The organism is Lelliottia jeotgali (genome assembly GCF_016771845.1).
Lineage (GTDB): Bacteria > Pseudomonadota > Gammaproteobacteria > Enterobacterales > Enterobacteriaceae > Enterobacter > Enterobacter jeotgali.
Genome location: NZ_JAENMQ010000011.1, coordinates 64,996 through 81,808, shown reverse-complemented (window position 1 = coordinate 81,808; position 16,813 = coordinate 64,996). Strand labels below are relative to the sequence as shown.

20 protein-coding genes are annotated in these 16,813 nt (G+C 52.2%); 14 read left to right on the top strand and 6 right to left on the bottom strand.

The window, feature by feature from the left end; genetic code table 11:
• Window positions 1-311 precede the first annotated feature (311 nt).
• On the top strand, window positions 312-518 hold the full coding sequence (locus tag JBO43_RS18055) for a hypothetical protein (protein WP_202668461.1): 207 nt from the start codon (window positions 312-314) through the stop codon (window positions 516-518).
• 228 nt (window positions 519-746) lie between these two features.
• Here the strand turns inward: JBO43_RS18055 and JBO43_RS18050 are convergent, their stop codons facing one another.
• The 5 genes from JBO43_RS18050 to JBO43_RS18030 form a co-directional block, all read right to left on the bottom strand.
• Window positions 747-998, bottom strand: coding sequence for a hypothetical protein (locus JBO43_RS18050; protein WP_202668460.1), 252 nt, complete (start codon window positions 996-998; stop codon window positions 747-749).
• A 71-nt stretch (window positions 999-1,069) separates the two neighbouring features.
• On the bottom strand, window positions 1,070-1,819 hold the full coding sequence (locus tag JBO43_RS18045) for a methyltransferase (RefSeq protein ID WP_202668459.1): 750 nt from the start codon (window positions 1,817-1,819) through the stop codon (window positions 1,070-1,072).
• Window positions 1,820-1,877: 58 nt separating this feature from the next.
• Window positions 1,878-2,642 (bottom strand): hypothetical protein, encoded by a 765-nt coding sequence (locus tag JBO43_RS18040; RefSeq protein ID WP_202668458.1) that lies wholly within the window; start codon window positions 2,640-2,642, stop codon window positions 1,878-1,880.
• 165 nt (window positions 2,643-2,807) lie between these two features.
• Window positions 2,808-3,605: a hypothetical protein gene (locus tag JBO43_RS18035; RefSeq protein WP_202668457.1), complete on the bottom strand. Its 798-nt coding sequence runs from the start codon at window positions 3,603-3,605 to the stop codon at window positions 2,808-2,810.
• A gap of 187 nt (window positions 3,606-3,792) precedes the next feature.
• Window positions 3,793-4,143, bottom strand: a complete 351-nt coding sequence (locus tag JBO43_RS18030) for a hypothetical protein (protein ID WP_202668456.1) — start codon at window positions 4,141-4,143, stop codon at window positions 3,793-3,795.
• 420 nt (window positions 4,144-4,563) lie between these two features.
• Here JBO43_RS18030 and JBO43_RS18025 point away from each other — a divergent pair, with 420 nt between their 5' ends.
• The 5 genes from JBO43_RS18025 (at window position 4,564) to JBO43_RS18005 (ending at window position 8,850) form a co-directional block, all read left to right on the top strand.
• Window positions 4,564-5,034, top strand: coding sequence for a hypothetical protein (locus JBO43_RS18025; protein ID WP_202674799.1), 471 nt, complete (start codon window positions 4,564-4,566; stop codon window positions 5,032-5,034).
• Between the two features lie 47 nt (window positions 5,035-5,081).
• Window positions 5,082-5,378, top strand: coding sequence for a type II toxin-antitoxin system RelE/ParE family toxin (locus JBO43_RS18020; protein ID WP_202668454.1), 297 nt, complete (start codon window positions 5,082-5,084; stop codon window positions 5,376-5,378).
• A 9-nt stretch (window positions 5,379-5,387) separates the two neighbouring features.
• Complete coding sequence (locus JBO43_RS18015; protein ID WP_202668453.1) at window positions 5,388-6,569, top strand: flavin reductase; 1,182 nt, start codon at window positions 5,388-5,390, stop codon at window positions 6,567-6,569.
• A gap of 675 nt (window positions 6,570-7,244) precedes the next feature.
• Window positions 7,245-7,508 (top strand): hypothetical protein, encoded by a 264-nt coding sequence (locus JBO43_RS18010; protein ID WP_202668452.1) that lies wholly within the window; start codon window positions 7,245-7,247, stop codon window positions 7,506-7,508.
• 7 nt (window positions 7,509-7,515) lie between these two features.
• The gene (locus JBO43_RS18005) at window positions 7,516-8,850 is read left to right on the top strand and encodes a DNA methyltransferase (protein WP_331251900.1); all 1,335 of its coding nucleotides are present in this window, start codon (window positions 7,516-7,518) and stop codon (window positions 8,848-8,850) included.
• 575 nt (window positions 8,851-9,425) lie between these two features.
• On the opposite strand, the gene JBO43_RS18000 is transcribed toward JBO43_RS18005, so the two are convergent.
• Complete coding sequence (locus JBO43_RS18000; protein ID WP_202668451.1) at window positions 9,426-9,875, bottom strand: hypothetical protein; 450 nt, start codon at window positions 9,873-9,875, stop codon at window positions 9,426-9,428.
• Between the two features lie 242 nt (window positions 9,876-10,117).
• Here JBO43_RS18000 and JBO43_RS17995 point away from each other — a divergent pair, with 242 nt between their 5' ends.
• The 8 genes from JBO43_RS17995 to JBO43_RS17960 all read left to right on the top strand — a co-directional run bounded on the left by JBO43_RS17995 (window position 10,118) and on the right by JBO43_RS17960 (window position 16,810).
• Window positions 10,118-10,435, top strand: a complete 318-nt coding sequence (locus JBO43_RS17995) for a hypothetical protein (RefSeq protein WP_202668450.1) — start codon at window positions 10,118-10,120, stop codon at window positions 10,433-10,435.
• Window positions 10,436-11,008: 573 nt separating this feature from the next.
• Window positions 11,009-11,794, top strand: a complete 786-nt coding sequence (locus tag JBO43_RS17990; RefSeq protein ID WP_202668449.1) for a hypothetical protein — start codon at window positions 11,009-11,011, stop codon at window positions 11,792-11,794.
• 58 nt (window positions 11,795-11,852) lie between these two features.
• A complete protein-coding gene (locus JBO43_RS17985) occupies window positions 11,853-12,371 on the top strand; it encodes a hypothetical protein (RefSeq protein WP_202668448.1) in 519 nt (172 codons plus the stop codon).
• Window positions 12,372-12,479: 108 nt separating this feature from the next.
• Window positions 12,480-14,897, top strand: a complete 2,418-nt coding sequence (locus tag JBO43_RS17980) for a phosphoadenosine phosphosulfate reductase domain-containing protein (RefSeq protein WP_202668447.1) — start codon at window positions 12,480-12,482, stop codon at window positions 14,895-14,897.
• A gap of 86 nt (window positions 14,898-14,983) precedes the next feature.
• Window positions 14,984-15,187 carry a hypothetical protein gene (locus JBO43_RS17975; RefSeq protein WP_202668446.1) on the top strand — a complete coding sequence of 68 codons (204 nt, stop codon included), beginning with the start codon at window positions 14,984-14,986 and terminating at the stop codon, window positions 15,185-15,187.
• A 51-nt stretch (window positions 15,188-15,238) separates the two neighbouring features.
• On the top strand, window positions 15,239-15,460 hold the full coding sequence (locus JBO43_RS17970) for a hypothetical protein (RefSeq protein WP_202668445.1): 222 nt from the start codon (window positions 15,239-15,241) through the stop codon (window positions 15,458-15,460).
• Between the two features lie 37 nt (window positions 15,461-15,497).
• Window positions 15,498-16,106: a DUF6012 family protein gene (locus JBO43_RS17965; RefSeq protein WP_202668444.1), complete on the top strand. Its 609-nt coding sequence runs from the start codon at window positions 15,498-15,500 to the stop codon at window positions 16,104-16,106.
• Between the two features lie 476 nt (window positions 16,107-16,582).
• Window positions 16,583-16,810, top strand: coding sequence for a hypothetical protein (locus JBO43_RS17960; RefSeq protein WP_202668443.1), 228 nt, complete (start codon window positions 16,583-16,585; stop codon window positions 16,808-16,810).
• Window positions 16,811-16,813: the final 3 nt, after the last annotated feature.

Below are 16,813 nucleotides of genomic sequence, written 5' to 3'. Positions count from 1 at the left end.
CTATTTCCCACACTAGCCAGGACAAAAGTAACTTGAGGTGTTTCCCACACTAGCCAGGACAAAAGTAACTTGAGGTGTTTCCCACACCAGCCAGGACAAAAGTAACTTGAGGTGTTTCCCACATAAGGCAGAGACACAGTTTGTCTTTCACAAAGGCACGACGGTTTACCGGAAGTGAATTCCATGGTGCTATTGAAGGCACATACAGAAGACCCGCAGATCTTTAGTGTAAGATGGCTACCGCAGAATCGACTGTCCCCTGGAGGGCGATTACCTGCCGCAGGAAATAAACCTCATAAGGCGAACTGACCATGACAAATGAACAACAACGCATAGACCGGGCTATTGAACTGGCCTGTAGGTTTGGCGGTAGGGACGAATTGCATCACCTTCAGTGGGTGGTGGATCAGATGGTTCGGGAGCTGGCGGGCAGTCGCTATGACCAGATAGTGGCTGAGGCGAAAGCCGGTGAAGATGGGGAAAATACATATGCCTGGCACGTGGGTAGTGCTCCGTAATGCTGACATGGCACTGGATTGTCGCCCTGATATGGCACTCAATCAAGACGTTAATGCCTGTCCTTTGACCCGCACTGTTCGTTCCTTCAGGCTCTAAACATCAGCATTCAGTTTGAATTCAGCGCGGTAATGCCTCTCTCTTATCCATGCGCCGCATGAATAAGAGAGTGTGATTATGGAGGAATGCGTCCGAACGATGCGGACGTCTGCCGAAGGACAGCCACCCCCTTAACGCAAAATGACCAGGTCCCGCCCAAAGGCAAAACCATCACCGGCCCTGTCTTCAAAACGAGAGACATACGACTTGCCGTATTTATCGAGGTCTTCAATGGCACTACGGGTAAGCCGACGCGAATAATCGTAGCCCCAGATGTCCCCGTTGCGCTCTTCGAACCTGGAGGGCTTGTAGTGCTTTTTCAGAAAATCATATACCTGCTGAAAGTCGGGTAACGCCTTCGCCTGTAATTCCACGTTGTGCATCGTTCACTCTCATCGCTGATGATGAGCGGGTTTGCTGACCCGCTTCTTTTTCGGTTGCCGTTGTGGTGATGTCAGATCTTTACCATCACTGTATTAACGCGGGTGCCGACGGATTTAAACGTATCGGCAGGTAATTTCTCGATACTGCCCCCCAAATCGGCGATCCGCTTACGCAGTTCCACCGTGAGAGTGTCCTGACGAAACTCGATGCTCGCTGGCATGACGGAGGCAAAACGCCCGCCGGTCTCCAGCATATCAAGTGCATGATTAACATGTTTCACATCTGAGCGTTTAAAGAACGGGGGATTCATCAGAATGACGTTAAATTTTTGCTCAGGCTCCCAGCGGAGGAAGTCCGCAAGGATTAACGTCGCCGTGGAACTAAGCGCCTTATCCGCACTGGCCTGTGCGAATCGATCATCCATCAGCTCAACGCCCGTAATGAGTGCGCCGGGTGCCACTGCCTGCACTGCCCTGATGATCCGGCCATCGCCAAAGCCAGGCTCAAGAATGCGATCATCGGCAGTCGGAGCTGCACCGGCAATCATGGCCGCAATAATGTCAGGCGGGGTAGGGATGTAATTAAATTCATCCTTAGGAATGACAATCTCACCGGTTATCAGCAGCTGGTCGAGGCGCTCACCTGCATCCGAAGGAAAGACATGGGCCTTTTCTTTGCGGTTCCATTTCCCCCCGGCGGCATCGAGCACCTTGTTGGTCTTCAGGTACAGCGCCCGATCCAGCTGAGCGGACAGAAAAAGGCGGTTTTCGTCGGTCCTGGCATGGCCCAGGGCAATCAGTACGTCAGTGGCAATTTGCATGGTATCTCCGGTATCGGGGTGATCACCTGCCGTAGGGTAGGTGATGGCATGGGATTGATTAGTTAAACGGCATCAGCAGCGCAGGTAAGTCGTAAGAAAAGCGGTCTACGGGGGCATCTTCAAAGCGGCTGTCCGTCGCATCAGGGGCAATCACCACGCCGCCATGGGCTGCATGGAGATGGAGGACGCAATCCTGACCGTCGTTGATGTGCAGGGCGGGGACACCCTTATTGACTTCAAACATGAAGCCAAAACACGGCTCGCCATCCGGTCCGCTGACTTCCACTGACAGGTTTTCACCCACCGTGGCGCTCACGGTATAAACCTTGCTGTCCTCTTCAGGCAGCGCCTCGTCCTGTAGCCGCCAGTCCTGCATGGTCAGCACCATCTCACCCGGTGTGACCGGGGCTAGCAGCTGGCGGAGTTCACGGCGCACGGACTGGCACATTTCAGGTGTCGGGATGGTAGACTCGTCCTGGCCTTGCTCGACCCAGCCTTCCGTATCCACGTACATCCACACGTTTTGCTCGCGTGATGGCAGGCATTCATTTTCCTGCACCACCAGATACGGGGTACTTTCAGGGACTTCCAGATACCGGACCGGCTTACCGCTGACCAGGCCACCATCGGCTGAAGTGCCGTCGGTTTCCGGTTCAGTTACGTCAGAGATATAGCCTCCACAGTGCGTGGCCACGACTTCCCCCAATTCGAGAAACAGGGAACGGTGTTTTTCCGGGGTATCCAGCTCGCCCAGTAATTCCGGTTTTAATAACAGACCTGCGATAATTTCAGTCAATTCCTGAGGGCTTACAAATTTAGCCATGATATATACATCCACTCTGTCTGCTTTCGATGTCTCTATTTTATCAAGGCGTGTTTCCTGGCTAATAACCTCTGAATAAAAAATCAAAATTAATTAACTTCAGGGAGTAATAAAAAAGGTCCGAATTAATTCGGACCCGGAGTAATTTAATTCATAGCGGTTTGGTTAATTAACATTGTGCGTTAAGGACTCGGCCGTCCGCACCAGCAATCCGGAGCGTCCGTAGGTAAAGCAATCGACGGGGGCGAGGGTAAAGCTCGTGTCAGCTGACCCGGTCGCCAGTACCAGACCTTCGTGGGCGGCGTGGATGTGCAAGCTCGCAAGCTCGGTATCGCCGGGGTTAATATGCAGGGATGGTGTATCATTTTCAATCGTCAGCACTGCGCCAAAGACAGTCCTGCCTTGATGATTCTGTACCGCAATCTGCGCCACGCCGCCGAGTGCGGCGCTGACCGTAAAAATCTTCTCTTCTGGCAGAGTGTCGCCGCCGTCATGCTCGTTATCCTGCATCCGCCCGATGTGCTGTTTGAGATTGCACTGTGCCGTATCGACGGGAATCAGCAGACGTTGCAGGCCGGTTCGAACTTCACGACATTCCGCCCGGGTCGGGAGCGCATCCGTTGAGGTATCTGGCGTACCACGAACTGCATCCACCCAGCCGTTTGCACACATGTAACGCCAGACGTTGTGGGTCAGGGAAGGCAGGGACGCATCCGGGCTGACAATGAGATACGGCGTTGTTTCCGGGCATGACAGATAGGGCTGACTCTGCTCTTCTTCCGCTCCCTCCGGCATCATGACACCGTCAATTTTTCCGCCGCAATGGCGGGCCACGACATGGCCCATCTCCGCAAGGAACGCCTGGTGATCACCCGGCTCAGCAAATGCCCCGAGGCGTTGAGGGTCCACCAGCAATCCACTCACGATTTCAGCAAAGTCAGAAGGGGTTAAAAATTTAGGCATGTTGTGATCTCCGTTTGTCAGTTAATGACACGCTAGCATTTTCGTTCTTCAGCCTAATAACCCACAGGACATAAATATTAATGAAATATTAAATCCAGATCTGTCTTATTTTATTGGGGCTATGCGTTTTTATTTCAGGCAGGCGAATAGGTGAATAACGGGCAGGTTGATTTCCTGCCCGAGACATTCAGCCGAACTGACGTTCAAGCGAAGCTGAAAGTGCGGTGGCTTTTTTCAGACACGGCTCAAGGCTGAGGGAGTTATCGGCAATGACATCCCAACCATCATTACCGTAAATGAATTGCACAAAGCCCAGACGCGTACACGGTGCGCCGGGGACGTCTGCCGGGGAATAGACTGTGAGGATGTCCTGGTCGGTGGAGAACATCGCCGCGAGAATGGCCTCGACGTCATCGGACTTCGACAGCACCGTGGCCTCACCGTCATTCACGGAAACACAAAAACCCGCAGCGGTAATGCCGGAAACGGCCTCCCGTGCAATCTTCTGCTCTGCCTGCTGACGTTCATCTGTACTCATAGGGGGGGTCTCCGGGTTTATCATCGTTGTTATCCCGGCCATAAACTGGCAGGGCGGTTAAGGCAACCGGAAAGAAGACTTCTTTTCCCGGCACGGTATCGTGGCAGACGCTCATGCGGGCAGTTATTCCATGTTGCCGTCTAGCTTCTGATTATTAGTGATATGGACGATTTTGCTTATATTCTAGGTGCGTCATATTAGACCGCTAAAGATATTACTCTGATATTAGTTATAAATTATGTTGGCGATGTCCTGCAAGTCGTTTTTGATATTTATTTTGGTTTGCGAGTGGTAATTAAAATGGCCTGATTGAGTTTTAATTCATTTGTAATTTATTCGATTTATTTCCCCTTCGGGTTATTAGATTTTGAATGTGTTCTGTCATTCTGTATCTATCAAGACGGATACCGGAGTGAAAAAATGACTAAGTATTTTGACCGCAGCGGCATGGAAGTCTCTCTCTCTGCCATCCAGTGCGTTAATGATGTAAAGGGCACAGCAGAATATACCTACCGGGTTGTCTGCAATAAATGCAACGGGCGTGGTGAGCGTAATCACTTTTATAAAAGTCGTTGCATGGTGTGTAATGCAACGGGCTACAGCCTGATCACCACCCGCACAGCCTACACGCTGGACGCACTTCGCCGCAGCTACCCCGCCGCAGCCCGGAAAGTGGCTGATGCGGAATTCAGAGCGAAGCAGAATGCAGTACAGGCGCGGTATTCCCAGTTTTCAATCTGGTGTGAGACCCACCAGAACTTGCTGGATGCACTGACGGCACACACGGTAAAGAACAACTTTCTCGACAGCCTGAAGCATACGCTGTCTCGTCGTCACCCGCTGAGCGATAAGCAAATTGCGGTAGCGGAGAAAATTCTCGGATTAAAATAATCCGGCGTTTTAGTGCTCATTCATAAGTTTACTTTACGGAGGTTAATATGATCCACTCATTCAAAGATAGTCGTCTGGAAAAATGCTTCCGTAAAGGGAAAGGCCAGGCCGGTATTCCGTCGGATATTACCAATGCCATTTTGAGTCGACTGAAAATGCTGGATGAAGTTTGCTCGGAAAAAGAACTGGCTTCCAACAGTCTCCGTTATGAAAGATTAAGAATGACCTCAAATCGTTATTCTTCTATTCGCGTAAATTCAAAATATAGGCTATTTTTTGAATGGCAGGACGGAGCGCATAACGTGCATTTATCGGCACATGACTACAAATCGCTCATTCACTGAGAGTATATAATGAAATTATATGGAATTTCAGCAGCGGATATTAAAACGGATGCGTTGTTTTATATTCAGGCAAGTTCTCGCCAGCAGGCGCAATACGTTTTTTCGCAGGTATTGCACACGACGGAGTTCAGTCGCTGCAAGCTGATGGGGCAGACCAGCACCAGGGTCATTCCTTCCATTAGCCGTGCCACGTTGTCACTGCAACCCTGGGCGCAAAACCCGCTGGTCAGCTCCCGCCAGCTCGCCATGAACACGCACGGACTGTCGCTGACCGGGACAGTCTCGGCGGCGCAGATGGCAAATATTGTGGCTTTCTGTGATGACCTGAACCTGCCGCTCAGTGAGTCGTCCTCCGATCCGGCATGGGCAACGCACGTAAATGCGCAGTGCGCCCGTCTTAATCCACCCCGGCTCTATCCGATTCAACTCGATGCAGAGTCCGCCAGACCGTTCCAGATTTATGTCGTCGCGCCCGCAGGTGATGAGTCCGCTGTGGTGATTGATGCAGTGATGCGGGAGTATTTCCCGGAGCGTTACTACGAGCTTACCGGGGACAAGCTTCTGCTGAATAAGCCGCCGCTCATCACCCTGGAGTCTTTCCGCTCTGATACCGGCGAGGCCATTCTCGAACTTGGGTTCACCAGTCAGGGTCTGATGCTGACAACCACTGTCTGTAAAGAGCAGCTGCGGCGTGTCCTGATCCTCTGTGAGGATTTTGGCGTACAGCTTCAGGGCAGGGCAGGGGCAAGCTGTCACCCGGGGATCAGGAACGAGCTTCGCCGCCTGGCTGTAGTGGGCGTCTATTCCCGACCGGGAGCAGCCGATGACCGTAGGGCTTATGCTTCTGGTGAAGAAAAAGATTTGATCTCTGGGCTACTGAAAAAGGGGCTGGAGGCCACGGATCTGCCTCCAGCCCGTCACGGCGTTACGTTCAACGGGGTCATTTATAACGCCACACCTTCCGGCGGCACGACGGGATTTTTGTATCTGTCCCCTGACTTCCCGGAAGGGCAGTTCATGATGACGGCGGAAGTCGTTAATGCAGGACTGACCACCAATGGTGTCCGCTATATCGAAACCATCGACGGATTTCGCTTCATCCTGACCGCTTATGCCCGCCAGAATATGGACTCGCTGCTTTCCGAACTGGCGGCTAACAAGGAATACTTCTCACTCTATCGCTGGGCATGATCTGGTTTGCCTGGAGCATCTCCTGCCTGTTCAGGAGATGCTCCAGGCTATCAGAAAAATTTTTCGCGGCAAACGCAGACTGAAGATTATTAATACGCCGCAATGACACCGTTATTGTTACGAATTCATCAAAAATGCACACGTTTTATTCTCCTGAAGCTGAAAAAATGAGCACTCGCTCCCGTTAAACGGAACGCTGTCGGTACGAAAAGATGCGAACTTCCCGATCACGGGGTTGGACGTCACGGGGGCTCCGGGAGAAACCAAAACTATCACTTTTGATATGGGGCAAGGTGAGGAGCGCTTCTATTCCGTTACTCCCGGAAAAAGTGGTGTGACTGGCTTATCCGAGTACGCTCTTGAGTTCCCGCAGTTGTAGTTATGACGCGGTGTCGTTAAATCGGCACCCTGCTAACCTGACCTCGCCACGCATTCCCGACAGTACCGTTTCCGGGCACGTGCAATCTTCACATAATCCCTTTGCCTCATGCACTGACAGCAGTCGGGAAAGTAACTTTTTTCTTTTCTGGCGCTGCATCTATCCCGGTGTCTGCTGAATTTATCTGTTCTGTATATTTTCGAATATCTTGAGTGCAGGTTATTAGCCTGCAAAGCCAACCTGGTAAGATCATTGTTAATAACGCGACTTTAACCCTGACACCCTGAGAGGCGACCATGCTGAACAAACACTTTGCAGTAAACCTGTGTATCGTAAACGGTGAAGTTGAAAAATCTTCTCTGCGCGTAGTGGATGCGCAGAATGAGCAGGACGCCACCCGGCTGGCGCTCCTCGCTGAGTGCCATTCCGATGCCGACTTCGGGGTGGAATGGGAGGGCGAAAATAACCTGTCGGACATGTTTGGTGAATATTACTACAGCATGAAGAGCTGCGTGGAAATCTCCCCTGAGCACGCCGACGTGCTCCGCATGTATCTCTGAAGTTGTCGTGCCCGGTGCCAGTCCGGGCATTTTACTGCCCGATCATCAGACCGGGCACGGTTTTATTGTCCGTCGATGCCGTGAGTATACGATGAAAGAAATCACGCCAGAACTGATTGCCCGCCTCTATGAAAAGGCCGATGCCCCGGTCTCCAATGACGAGCTGTATGCGCTTTTACAGCAGTCCACCGGCCTGAGCGATGCCGAACTGAAGGCACAGAAGTCCTTTGGCAGCAGAGAAATGAAAACCAGCGCCGTCAAACATAAAGTGCGCTGGTATCAACAGACGCTTCGCAAAGCCGGAGTGATTGAACACGTTCCAGGTGATCGGGGAGTCTGGCGTTACGCGCTTAAAACCGAAAAGAAGCTGCACGAATGCTGGAATAAAATGGCACTGGTCGGTTTCTCAACCGACTTGGGGGTCGCCATCTATGGTAATGCTCAGCAAGTGTTTAACCGGATAGATGAGCCGGTGACACTGTGTGTTACCTCGCCACCTTACCTGTTACGACACGCCAGGGCATACGGAGCCGGTACCGGCAGGGGCGAACAGGCGTATATCGACTTCATCTTGCATACCCTGGAGCCGATTGTTAAGCGGCTGGTTACTGGTGGGTCAATTACTCTCAATATTACGCAGGATGCTTTCAATCCGGGCAGACCATCCCGGTCACTGTACGTGGAAAGGCTTACCCTGGCGCTGTGTGAGAATCTGGGACTGGAGCTAATGGACAGACTCATCTGGATAAACCGTGCCAAGCCGCCATCGCCGACGCACTGGGCGTGTAAGCATCGGGTACAGCTCGCAGTCTCCTACGAGTGTGTGCTGTGGTTTACCAACGACGCGATGCGGGTAAAATCAGATAACCGCCGGGTGCTGCAACCCCATTCTGAAAAGCATCTGAAGCTGCTGGACGCCGGAGGAGAGCAGCGGGTGACAAGCTATGGTGACGGCGCATTCCAGCTTCGTCACGGCTCTTACGGGGTAAAAACAGACGGGGCAATCGCTAAAAACACCTTACAGTTTGGCAATGCCTGTGCCGATACGCGGTTGTGTCACAAAGTCGCCCGTGAAACCGGGATGCCGCTGCACGGCGCGTCGTCACCCACCCGGCTGGCCTCATTTCTAATTGAGTTTCTGAGCGAGCCGGGCGATCTGGTGGTCGAACCATTTGCCGGTCTCTTTAAGACACCGCTTGCCGCTGAACGCCTCGGTCGGCGCTGGCTTGCAACCGAGAAAATCATGGAGTGGCTGGCGATTTCACGTAATTTGTTTCTCGGCGCACCGGGGTATCAGTCCAGTCCGTTGCTTGATGCCCTGGTGCTTGATTATCAGAAGTGATTGACCGGACGCGTTCCGCATTGCCTGATGGGGGCAACCAATCAGGTACTGGGCTGCTGTATTTCAGCCACCAGCCGCTGTAGAGAAGGCGACATCAGGCGGATGCACTCTTATTTTTGATTATTCTATTCTGGTGTGGACTCGAACGTGATTTTTCCTACGCGCACACCATTTTCTATCCTTAGAAGGAATTCACATTCAAGATGGTGTTCGCCAATCTCTATTGACAATACGTTATCACTGGCTTCGATGTTATCAGCGAGCTTCCTGAGTTTATCAGCAGCCCTACGTTGATGTGACTTTACTAGTTCTTCCACATAATTCTCCTAGCGCATGAATGACCACTGGGTATTTATACCCTAAGTCGGCTTTGATTTAGCCCATTTCTGGTGCCCTTTCGCCAGCTTTTCCGCCAAACCCTCAACCGAGAAAATCACGGAGTGGCTGGCGAATTCCCGAAATTTGATTCTCGGTGCGACGGGGTATCAGTCCCGTCCGTTGCTTGATGCCCTGGTGCTTGATTCTCAGATGTGAGTGACCGGACGCGTTCCGCTTTGCCTGATGGAATCAACCGATCAGGCGCAGGGCTGCTGTATTTCAGCCACCAGCTTTTGTAGCGTCGGCGACATCAGGTGGATGCGTTCAGGGGAGGTTTTTTTAAGGACGCGAATAAGCGAGGCGTTATAAACAGCGGAACGACTCATGCAGCCGGTAAGAAAACGGTCTGACTTGCGCAGCAGCCGGTGGGTGCGCAGAGTTTCGGGTAAGTCAAAAATATATTCCAGGAAATGCAGATTTTGCTTCAGCCACGTATGAACGATGTTAATACTGACGGCACTGACAATCTGATGCTCTTCCGGCGGTAGCAAAGGCGGATTTTCCTGGACGATTTCATAATCTGGAACGTGCTTATAAATCAGATCTTCAGGGTTGTCGAGATACCGCACAGATTTTCCATCCACTTCAATTCTGAGCTCTGGGTCGAATGGCTCAAACGTCTTTCCTTCCCATAATTCTGCCTGCATGACCTGGGCCTCCACGTATTCGACGATTTAATTATTTGTCATGCAACTCTATCAGATGGATGTTATTTGAACGTGAACATCTCGCCGGTTTTTCCGATATTACGGTTAATTGCGGCAAATTTCGTCAATGGTTATTAGCTCGCGTACCTGTTTTGAGATAATCAGTGCAGGCGTTGCCCGGTTGACTCAGTAAACCGGAATAGCGAGGAATTCAGTCAAAATGGCGCAGACAGGAGGCGAATATGGCCATGCAGGAATTGATCACTAAAGTCACTCAGGATTTCATCCGGGAAGACGGCTCACAGGCTCGGATTGTGGCACAGGAAGCATATGGCAGCGGCCTAACGCGCTCCGTTGATTACTATGTGCTGCGTCGGACTGATGACAGTGCGAACTGGACGCTATGCAGCAAAAAACCGCATCCGGAATGGCGCACCATGTCGGTGGATGATTACCTCCATCACGGACGTTCAGAAGTGCTTCGTACCGTGTCGCAGGGGGAAATTTTGCGCCTGCTCAGTTTGCTCGGGAAACCCCTTGATTATCTTGAGACTCATTAGCCTGGTGCGGACAATATACAGCCGGTAAAGAAAAGGGGGGCTGAAAGTCTGTATGCCAGCAATCAGCCCCTGATAATCTCTATCCGGTAAAGTAATAGTTATAACCATGTTTCCATTAAATCGATCTGAACTGCCCTCCAGATTAAGAGGGATTTTCCTTTATCTCTTCTTCACGAGCTTTGCATCTGCCTCCTCCCCTGCTGTAAAGGCGTTATTCACTATATCTATATTCGGTTCAGGCCAGCACAATTCTTGTGTGCCGAATGCAGGAAAGAATTTGCCGCTACTCCTGGGGCTGAAGTATCTTATCGTCGGTCTATTGTAACCATCGCGTTTTGCCGTTCAGAACGGCGACGTTATTTACTTAATTTAATCCCCGTCTAATATAATTAACGAATCTCTTTAACAGCACCATCATTAATCCGGGCAAGACTTATTTCTAGTTATTTTTAGAGCGCATTAACCTTCTTGGAAATATTTCAATTGTTTTGAGTTCTGGTTATTAGCCAGTGAGTGCATTCAGATATGATTAATTCATCGAAAGCAAATGCATTTACATCAAAGGAATTCACCATGGCAAATAATTATACTTCGGCATCCTTTCTAATCCCCTGCAATGCCGAACAGGCGGCAATGGTTGAAACTGCCATTAACTTTATTACCGAAGGTTCTGTTAAAGAGGGAAATGCTTTACTCGAAAAGTCTCCGGAGTCGCTGACCCTGCTCGAAAAGCTGATTGCGCGCATTGTGCTTGAACATCCTGAAGTTCACAGCCAGAAACCTTCCTTCTCACAACCAGATTGCCCGGATGAAAACCTGCTGATGGAACTGGCAACTGAAATTACGCCCAACGGGCTGGCAGTCTTTCATGAAGAGTCCATTGACGTGGATGTCGCCATTGGCCTGACACATGCTGTCCTCGCTGTCTTTGAACTGCCGGACATGGTGGAAATCAGCGCGGCATTCACCTGTGATAAGCCACGGCTTGATGAATTCGGCGGCATTATTGTTTTGGTCACTGCTCGGGGATACCAGTATCTGGATCGCTACCGTTTCACTCAGACGATGCATAAAGCACATCAGGACGGTCTGAAATACGCTCTGTGCAGCATTGTGCATCATAACGGCAGTGAAAAGATCGAAGCTTCTTATTTGATGGCCTGCAAGTCCACCGATGATGCCCGTGCCGTGGCGCTGTCGAAGCTTGGATCGCTTCCTGATGTCATTCAATTGAATGGATATTTCTCCCAACCAACCAAAGGCAAAGGGGTCTATCTCAAGCTGGACAAAGTGACCGAACTGACGGCCTTTGAATTCGACGGAATTCGTCGAATCCTTCCGTCTATCGACGCCCTTTAATCTGCCACTTGCTAACCCCTTAATCTGCTCGCCGGTTGCGGCGGGCACAGGAGAGCTTATGAACAAGCTTATTGTGTCTACCGTTTCTAGCGTCAATGAATTTGCCTCCGGGTATCCGGAGCTGGTCAGCCTTGTGATTGATGATGCGCTTGCCTCTCGCATCCGGAAAGTGGCGGTCCTGGTGAAGGAGCACAACCTGCTGCTGGCAGAGCTGAATGAATTTGGTGCAGTCTGGTCTGACTGTGATGAAGATACGGCGCTTGGGACCCTTCAGGCCGAGCGCCTTTCCGTCCTGGATAGTGAGCAGCAGGTGGCATTGAGCGCGTTAATTGAAGCGCAGGGCAAGCGGGTGGATGCCCACTCATCCGGGTTTTTGAATCGGGCTTTATGCTTGCCGCCGTTCCCCGCCACTGCGGGGATGATATGGCACTGCACACCCCGACTATTCCGCTGGAAGCCCTGGACAACCCAGTATATTTATTTAACGAAGTCAATTATTCGTAATTTCAAATCTGGCTATTATACGGGCGGTGTTCGCCCGTATTATTTAAGAGTTTTAATTAACATTGATTTTTAAATATGACGCCGACGGATTTAATTATTTTTTATTTAATCCATTGCTTTGTTTTGCGCCGGAATATTAAATAATCCCATCACACAGATCGATTAATTGTGGGCAATAATTATGTACACTGAATCCGTATTAAATAATGTGCGTCAGACAACAGACCATTTTGTTAATCCGGCGGCGAATGCGTCGTTATGGGTTGAGGATAAATGGTCTGCTGTCTGGCAGACGCTGCAAACCAACGCGGATCTGAACTACACCGATGCCAAAGAGCCAGTCAGTATCGCAGAACGCATTGGGATTGCCACGGCGTCGATTTATGAGGCCATCACGCTGGGCTGGACGTGTTCCGTTGGCTTTAGCGGCGGCAAGGACTCCACCGCCGTGCTCCACCTGTTTCTGATGGCGCTGGTACGGGCCGTCCGCAACGGCACGAACGTCAGCCAGTACCACTTCATTCAATCCGCCGATACGCTCATCGAAAACCCGGAGATGCACTACCACGCCACGCAGGTACTGGACGCCCTTCAGGCGTTCATTGATGTGCAGGGCCTGCCGGTGACGATCCTCGTTGCCCGTCCGTCTCTGACCCAGAGCTGGGTTGGGCGCGTCCTCACCGGACGCGGATTGCCGACGTACACAAACTCGGCGTCCCGCCTCTGCTCCAACGATTTCAAGATCTTGCCGATGCGACAGGCGAAGGCCCGTTATCTGAAAGGCCTACCGGCATCGGTGCGTGAGAAAGTCTGCCTGATGCTGGGCTCTCGGGATGCAGAAGGCCACCAGCGGGCCGGTAACATTGCCCGGATGGGGGGAAAGGCCACGCGAGTGACTCGCACCGCCCACGGGGGTGAACTGTATCCGGTCAAGGAGTGGAGCACGCAGGACATCTGGACATTTCTCACAGCCAGCGGCTCGGATGCCCGTTTCCCGCTGCCGGGTTTCCAGCCGGATAATTTCGTCCTTGCCGAACTGTATAAGGATGCGACCGGAGAATGTATCTGGAGCCCGGAGAAAACGTCCTCTTCGGCGTCTGCCTGCGGAGCACGTTACGGCTGCTCACTTTGTACCGCCATCGGTATCGACCGCTCGATGGAAACCCTGATCAACACCAATCCTGAGAAGTACGGGTATCAGGGCGGACTGAACCGGCTACAACGATACCTGACCAAGATCCAGTATGACTGGAGCATGCGGGATTACGTCGGACGCACCCTGTTTGAAGGCGGATTCATTCGCCTACAGCCCAACGTATTTTCTTCCGGGCTGACCGAACGGTTATTCCACATCTGTTGCAGTCTGGATTATGCCGAGGACCGACGGGCGGCGGCTGTGGGTGAGAAGCTGCGTTCAGGCGAGCTGCCCGATACGCCGCACCAACGGCGCATGAGCGCCCCTCAGTTTCGTCTGGTGGAAGAGCAGAGCGTCCTCTATGTGGATTTCCTCTGGTCTCTGCACTGCTATAACCCGGAGCCGTTCCGGGCCATCGCTATTTACCGGCGGGTATGGGAGCGCGGAGAGCTGGATCTTCTAGAGGATGAGCCCGTAATCTCCGCCGTCCCCCGTACCCCGATGCCTGCACCACTGTGGCTGCGTGTACCGGGATGGCAGCAAGAGTGTGATACCGACGGTCTGACCGATCCGCTCACCGCCTCCGTCTATTTTGAGGGTGAGCGGGATGAACGGGCGGCACGAACGCTGGCTACGGCAACCGGGAAAAAGGCCATTGTGGCGTTTGATGAGGAGGAAGAAGTCACCGTCGATGCCGATGCGGCTGCATGGGTCATCTGGCATGAGTACGACGACTTACGCCAGCGGGTGTCCGAGGGTGGTCTGTCATCATGCTACGCGGCGCACTACCTATTGCGCTACGGGGCAGTCCGCCTGGCAAAAGGGAAGGGATCGCTTTACCACAAACTGGCTCAGCGGGGTCAACGCTATCAGCGGGTCGGGCTGACCGCGAAACGCAGTCTCCCAGCAGTGCTTGACAGCCAGCAGTACCTGGTGCTGAACGATGCCGCATACCGTGACCTGGTGGCACGACGCATAACACGTCAGATGAAGAAATGGCGGTTCTGGAGCAGCGTGGCGCTGTGCGCAGAACTGCATCAGTCCAACCACACGTCCCTGGGAAACGCGCTGACACAGTCACTGTTGCGGGAAGTCCGCGAGGCCGACACCGCCGCTGCCGCTGTTCTGACGGAACAACTGACCGACGCCATTTTAACGCACTGCCATCTGCGGCTACAGGGGATCGCTGGCGCTCAGCGCCCGCCAGAAGACCGTCGCTATTTCAGACTGAGCCGAAATCAGTCACTCGCCACGGTGCGACACTGCCTTCAGGCTGGAACGGAGGATGCCTTTACCGGAGCACTGTGGAACCTGCGTCTGCTGACCCAGCACGGACGGACGATTCGCACTGGGTTTCGCACTCTGGATGCACAGCCAGTTGCGCTGGCCACGTTGTTAAAACCACTGATCAGAAGGCTTATCCGGCAGCGTCTGGCAGGACTGACCCGCACGGCGTTGCGATAGCAGCGATATGAGTGGTTATCGCAGAAAATCAGCATGAATAGTTGTGATGTAATTGTGATGCATTTTAACCCGTTAAGGTAAACGATATGAAAAGTTACTTTACTCCTCTGGTTCGCGGTGTGCTGTTCTTGTGTCTTCTTTTGCTCGGGCTTCGCATTTTTTCGACGGCAACCGACGCAGTTTCTGACCCGGTCTTTTACAGTCTGGTCGTGCTGTTCATTGTCCTCGGGACGCTGGTAGCTCGGGCAGCGGAAGGTAAAAAACCAGCGAACGACACCGCTGAATCTTAATCAAAAGCCTCCTGATGTCGGGAGGCTTCTTACCCCAGAAGGAAAAACATTATGTGCGCACCTGAATCCCAGATTGTGGCTATCTTCAGCTCCCGGCATGATAACCTGGAGGACGCGGCGAATGCCGGGGAGCTCTATTCGGTCGATATTGAGTACAACATGACCCTCAACGATTTATCACGCCTGTGTGAAGCCATTGCCAGTGCTGTGGGTGTTCCCGGCGGTGTGAAATACGGGTTTATCAATCAGCCTGAACCGGAAGAACAGGTGTAATTCCCCACGTCGGACTGATTCTGAACAGGAGGTTATCGTGTATCTGCATCTCGTCCCCAAAATTTTGCACCCCATGGCCAACCTATGCACTCTGGAGTCCATATCCGTGCCGGAGCTGTCGCTCAGCCTCACGACGCAGGAGCTGGCCACCATGAAGCCGTATGCCAACAAAAGCTACTGCGTGGGCATGCTGAAGGGCCGCAAGGCGCTTAACGGCTTTCTGGTGAAATCCCCCCGACCGCTGACTGAGTTTACGATGCAAGCCGTCTGGGCGATTGAGGGCTTTGGCAAACTCTCCTATAACCTGACAACCTACGTTGACGACGATGAGTTTGATCTTGTGTCACATGATGTACTGCTGGCGGAAGCCTACTACCAGGTGGGCGAGCCGCAAGGCCGACGGGTTCACCCGGACTATGCCGATCTGGCCCCGGTCGATATTGCACCGATAATGGAGTCACGCCTGTTGCGTCAGCCTGATCTGGTGAATGATGTTTGGGAGCATTACGCCTGGGGGGAGCTGGTGCGTTCCCGTATTGCTGGGTTCCGGGCGATGACCATGTCTTCAGATCGCCTCAGCCATGTGCGACTGGGGCCGGAAAATCGCCTTCCCCAGGTTGCGAATGCCATCGTCATCAGCGTGTGAAAACGCCGTAAAGACGGGGCAGGATGGCTGGCCCGGTGGTCACGAAATTTTTCGGGTCCGCCGGATTATTTGAAAATCAGTTATCCCCGATAACATCACTTTCCCATAAACTGGGCGCTAACTGACTGGCGTAAGGCGGATTTCGGGAAAATGTGCAAGCCTTAACACCCGAATTCGCCGCTGGTAGGGCGGGTAAAAATCATATCAGAGGTCTTTATGAACGGTACAGAGGACGCCAGCATTCCTACAGTAGCAGAGCTGACGAACGGGGTATTACCCGGTCTGCTGAGGAATGCAGAGGCAATGATCTGACAAAGCAAAGCACGGATGTGGCCTACTACTCTGATACCAGCAAGCAGGTGGGACTTACCGGGAGCGGGTTGCTGTTGCTCGGGGCAAGCATTCTGTTGTGGGTCAGGCAGATTCGCCGTCGAGTGATTTTTCTTAAGGAAAATTTCGTACATAGAGGTTAAGTTATGATTGAGCAAAATTTTTTTATTAAAATGCTGGCACTCACAAGTCGCGCTACCTTGGCAAGAAGAGTAGGTAAATTTCTGGCTATGTTGGGCATTCATTTAGTCTTGATTGGCATTGTGACTAAACTGTTTTCTCCGACCTTTTTACCATCTAAATCGACTTTTTCATTAGATGTCCCTGAGTCAATTATCCGCACCGAAGCGAGCACGCCCGGAGCTTCGCTTTGAATA

Bases quoted from the DNA above. Each gene is read 5' to 3' on its own strand.
- JBO43_RS18055 (WP_202668461.1), top strand. From the start codon at position 312: ATGACAAATGAACAACAACGCATAGACCGGGCTATTGAACTGGCCTGT.
- JBO43_RS18050 (WP_202668460.1), bottom strand. From the start codon at position 998: ATGCACAACGTGGAATTACAGGCGAAGGCGTTACCCGACTTTCAGCAG.
- JBO43_RS18045 (WP_202668459.1), bottom strand. From the start codon at position 1,819: ATGCAAATTGCCACTGACGTACTGATTGCCCTGGGCCATGCCAGGACC.
- JBO43_RS18040 (WP_202668458.1), bottom strand. From the start codon at position 2,642: ATGGCTAAATTTGTAAGCCCTCAGGAATTGACTGAAATTATCGCAGGT.
- JBO43_RS18035 (WP_202668457.1), bottom strand. From the start codon at position 3,605: ATGCCTAAATTTTTAACCCCTTCTGACTTTGCTGAAATCGTGAGTGGA.
- JBO43_RS18030 (WP_202668456.1), bottom strand. From the start codon at position 4,143: ATGAGTACAGATGAACGTCAGCAGGCAGAGCAGAAGATTGCACGGGAG.
- JBO43_RS18025 (WP_202674799.1), top strand. From the start codon at position 4,564: ATGACTAAGTATTTTGACCGCAGCGGCATGGAAGTCTCTCTCTCTGCC.
- JBO43_RS18020 (WP_202668454.1), top strand. From the start codon at position 5,082: ATGATCCACTCATTCAAAGATAGTCGTCTGGAAAAATGCTTCCGTAAA.
- JBO43_RS18015 (WP_202668453.1), top strand. From the start codon at position 5,388: ATGAAATTATATGGAATTTCAGCAGCGGATATTAAAACGGATGCGTTG.
- JBO43_RS18010 (WP_202668452.1), top strand. From the start codon at position 7,245: ATGCTGAACAAACACTTTGCAGTAAACCTGTGTATCGTAAACGGTGAA.
- JBO43_RS18000 (WP_202668451.1), bottom strand. From the start codon at position 9,875: ATGCAGGCAGAATTATGGGAAGGAAAGACGTTTGAGCCATTCGACCCA.
- JBO43_RS17995 (WP_202668450.1), top strand. From the start codon at position 10,118: ATGGCCATGCAGGAATTGATCACTAAAGTCACTCAGGATTTCATCCGG.
- JBO43_RS17990 (WP_202668449.1), top strand. From the start codon at position 11,009: ATGGCAAATAATTATACTTCGGCATCCTTTCTAATCCCCTGCAATGCC.
- JBO43_RS17985 (WP_202668448.1), top strand. From the start codon at position 11,853: ATGAACAAGCTTATTGTGTCTACCGTTTCTAGCGTCAATGAATTTGCC.
- JBO43_RS17980 (WP_202668447.1), top strand. From the start codon at position 12,480: ATGTACACTGAATCCGTATTAAATAATGTGCGTCAGACAACAGACCAT.
- JBO43_RS17975 (WP_202668446.1), top strand. From the start codon at position 14,984: ATGAAAAGTTACTTTACTCCTCTGGTTCGCGGTGTGCTGTTCTTGTGT.
- JBO43_RS17970 (WP_202668445.1), top strand. From the start codon at position 15,239: ATGTGCGCACCTGAATCCCAGATTGTGGCTATCTTCAGCTCCCGGCAT.
- JBO43_RS17960 (WP_202668443.1), top strand. From the start codon at position 16,583: ATGATTGAGCAAAATTTTTTTATTAAAATGCTGGCACTCACAAGTCGC.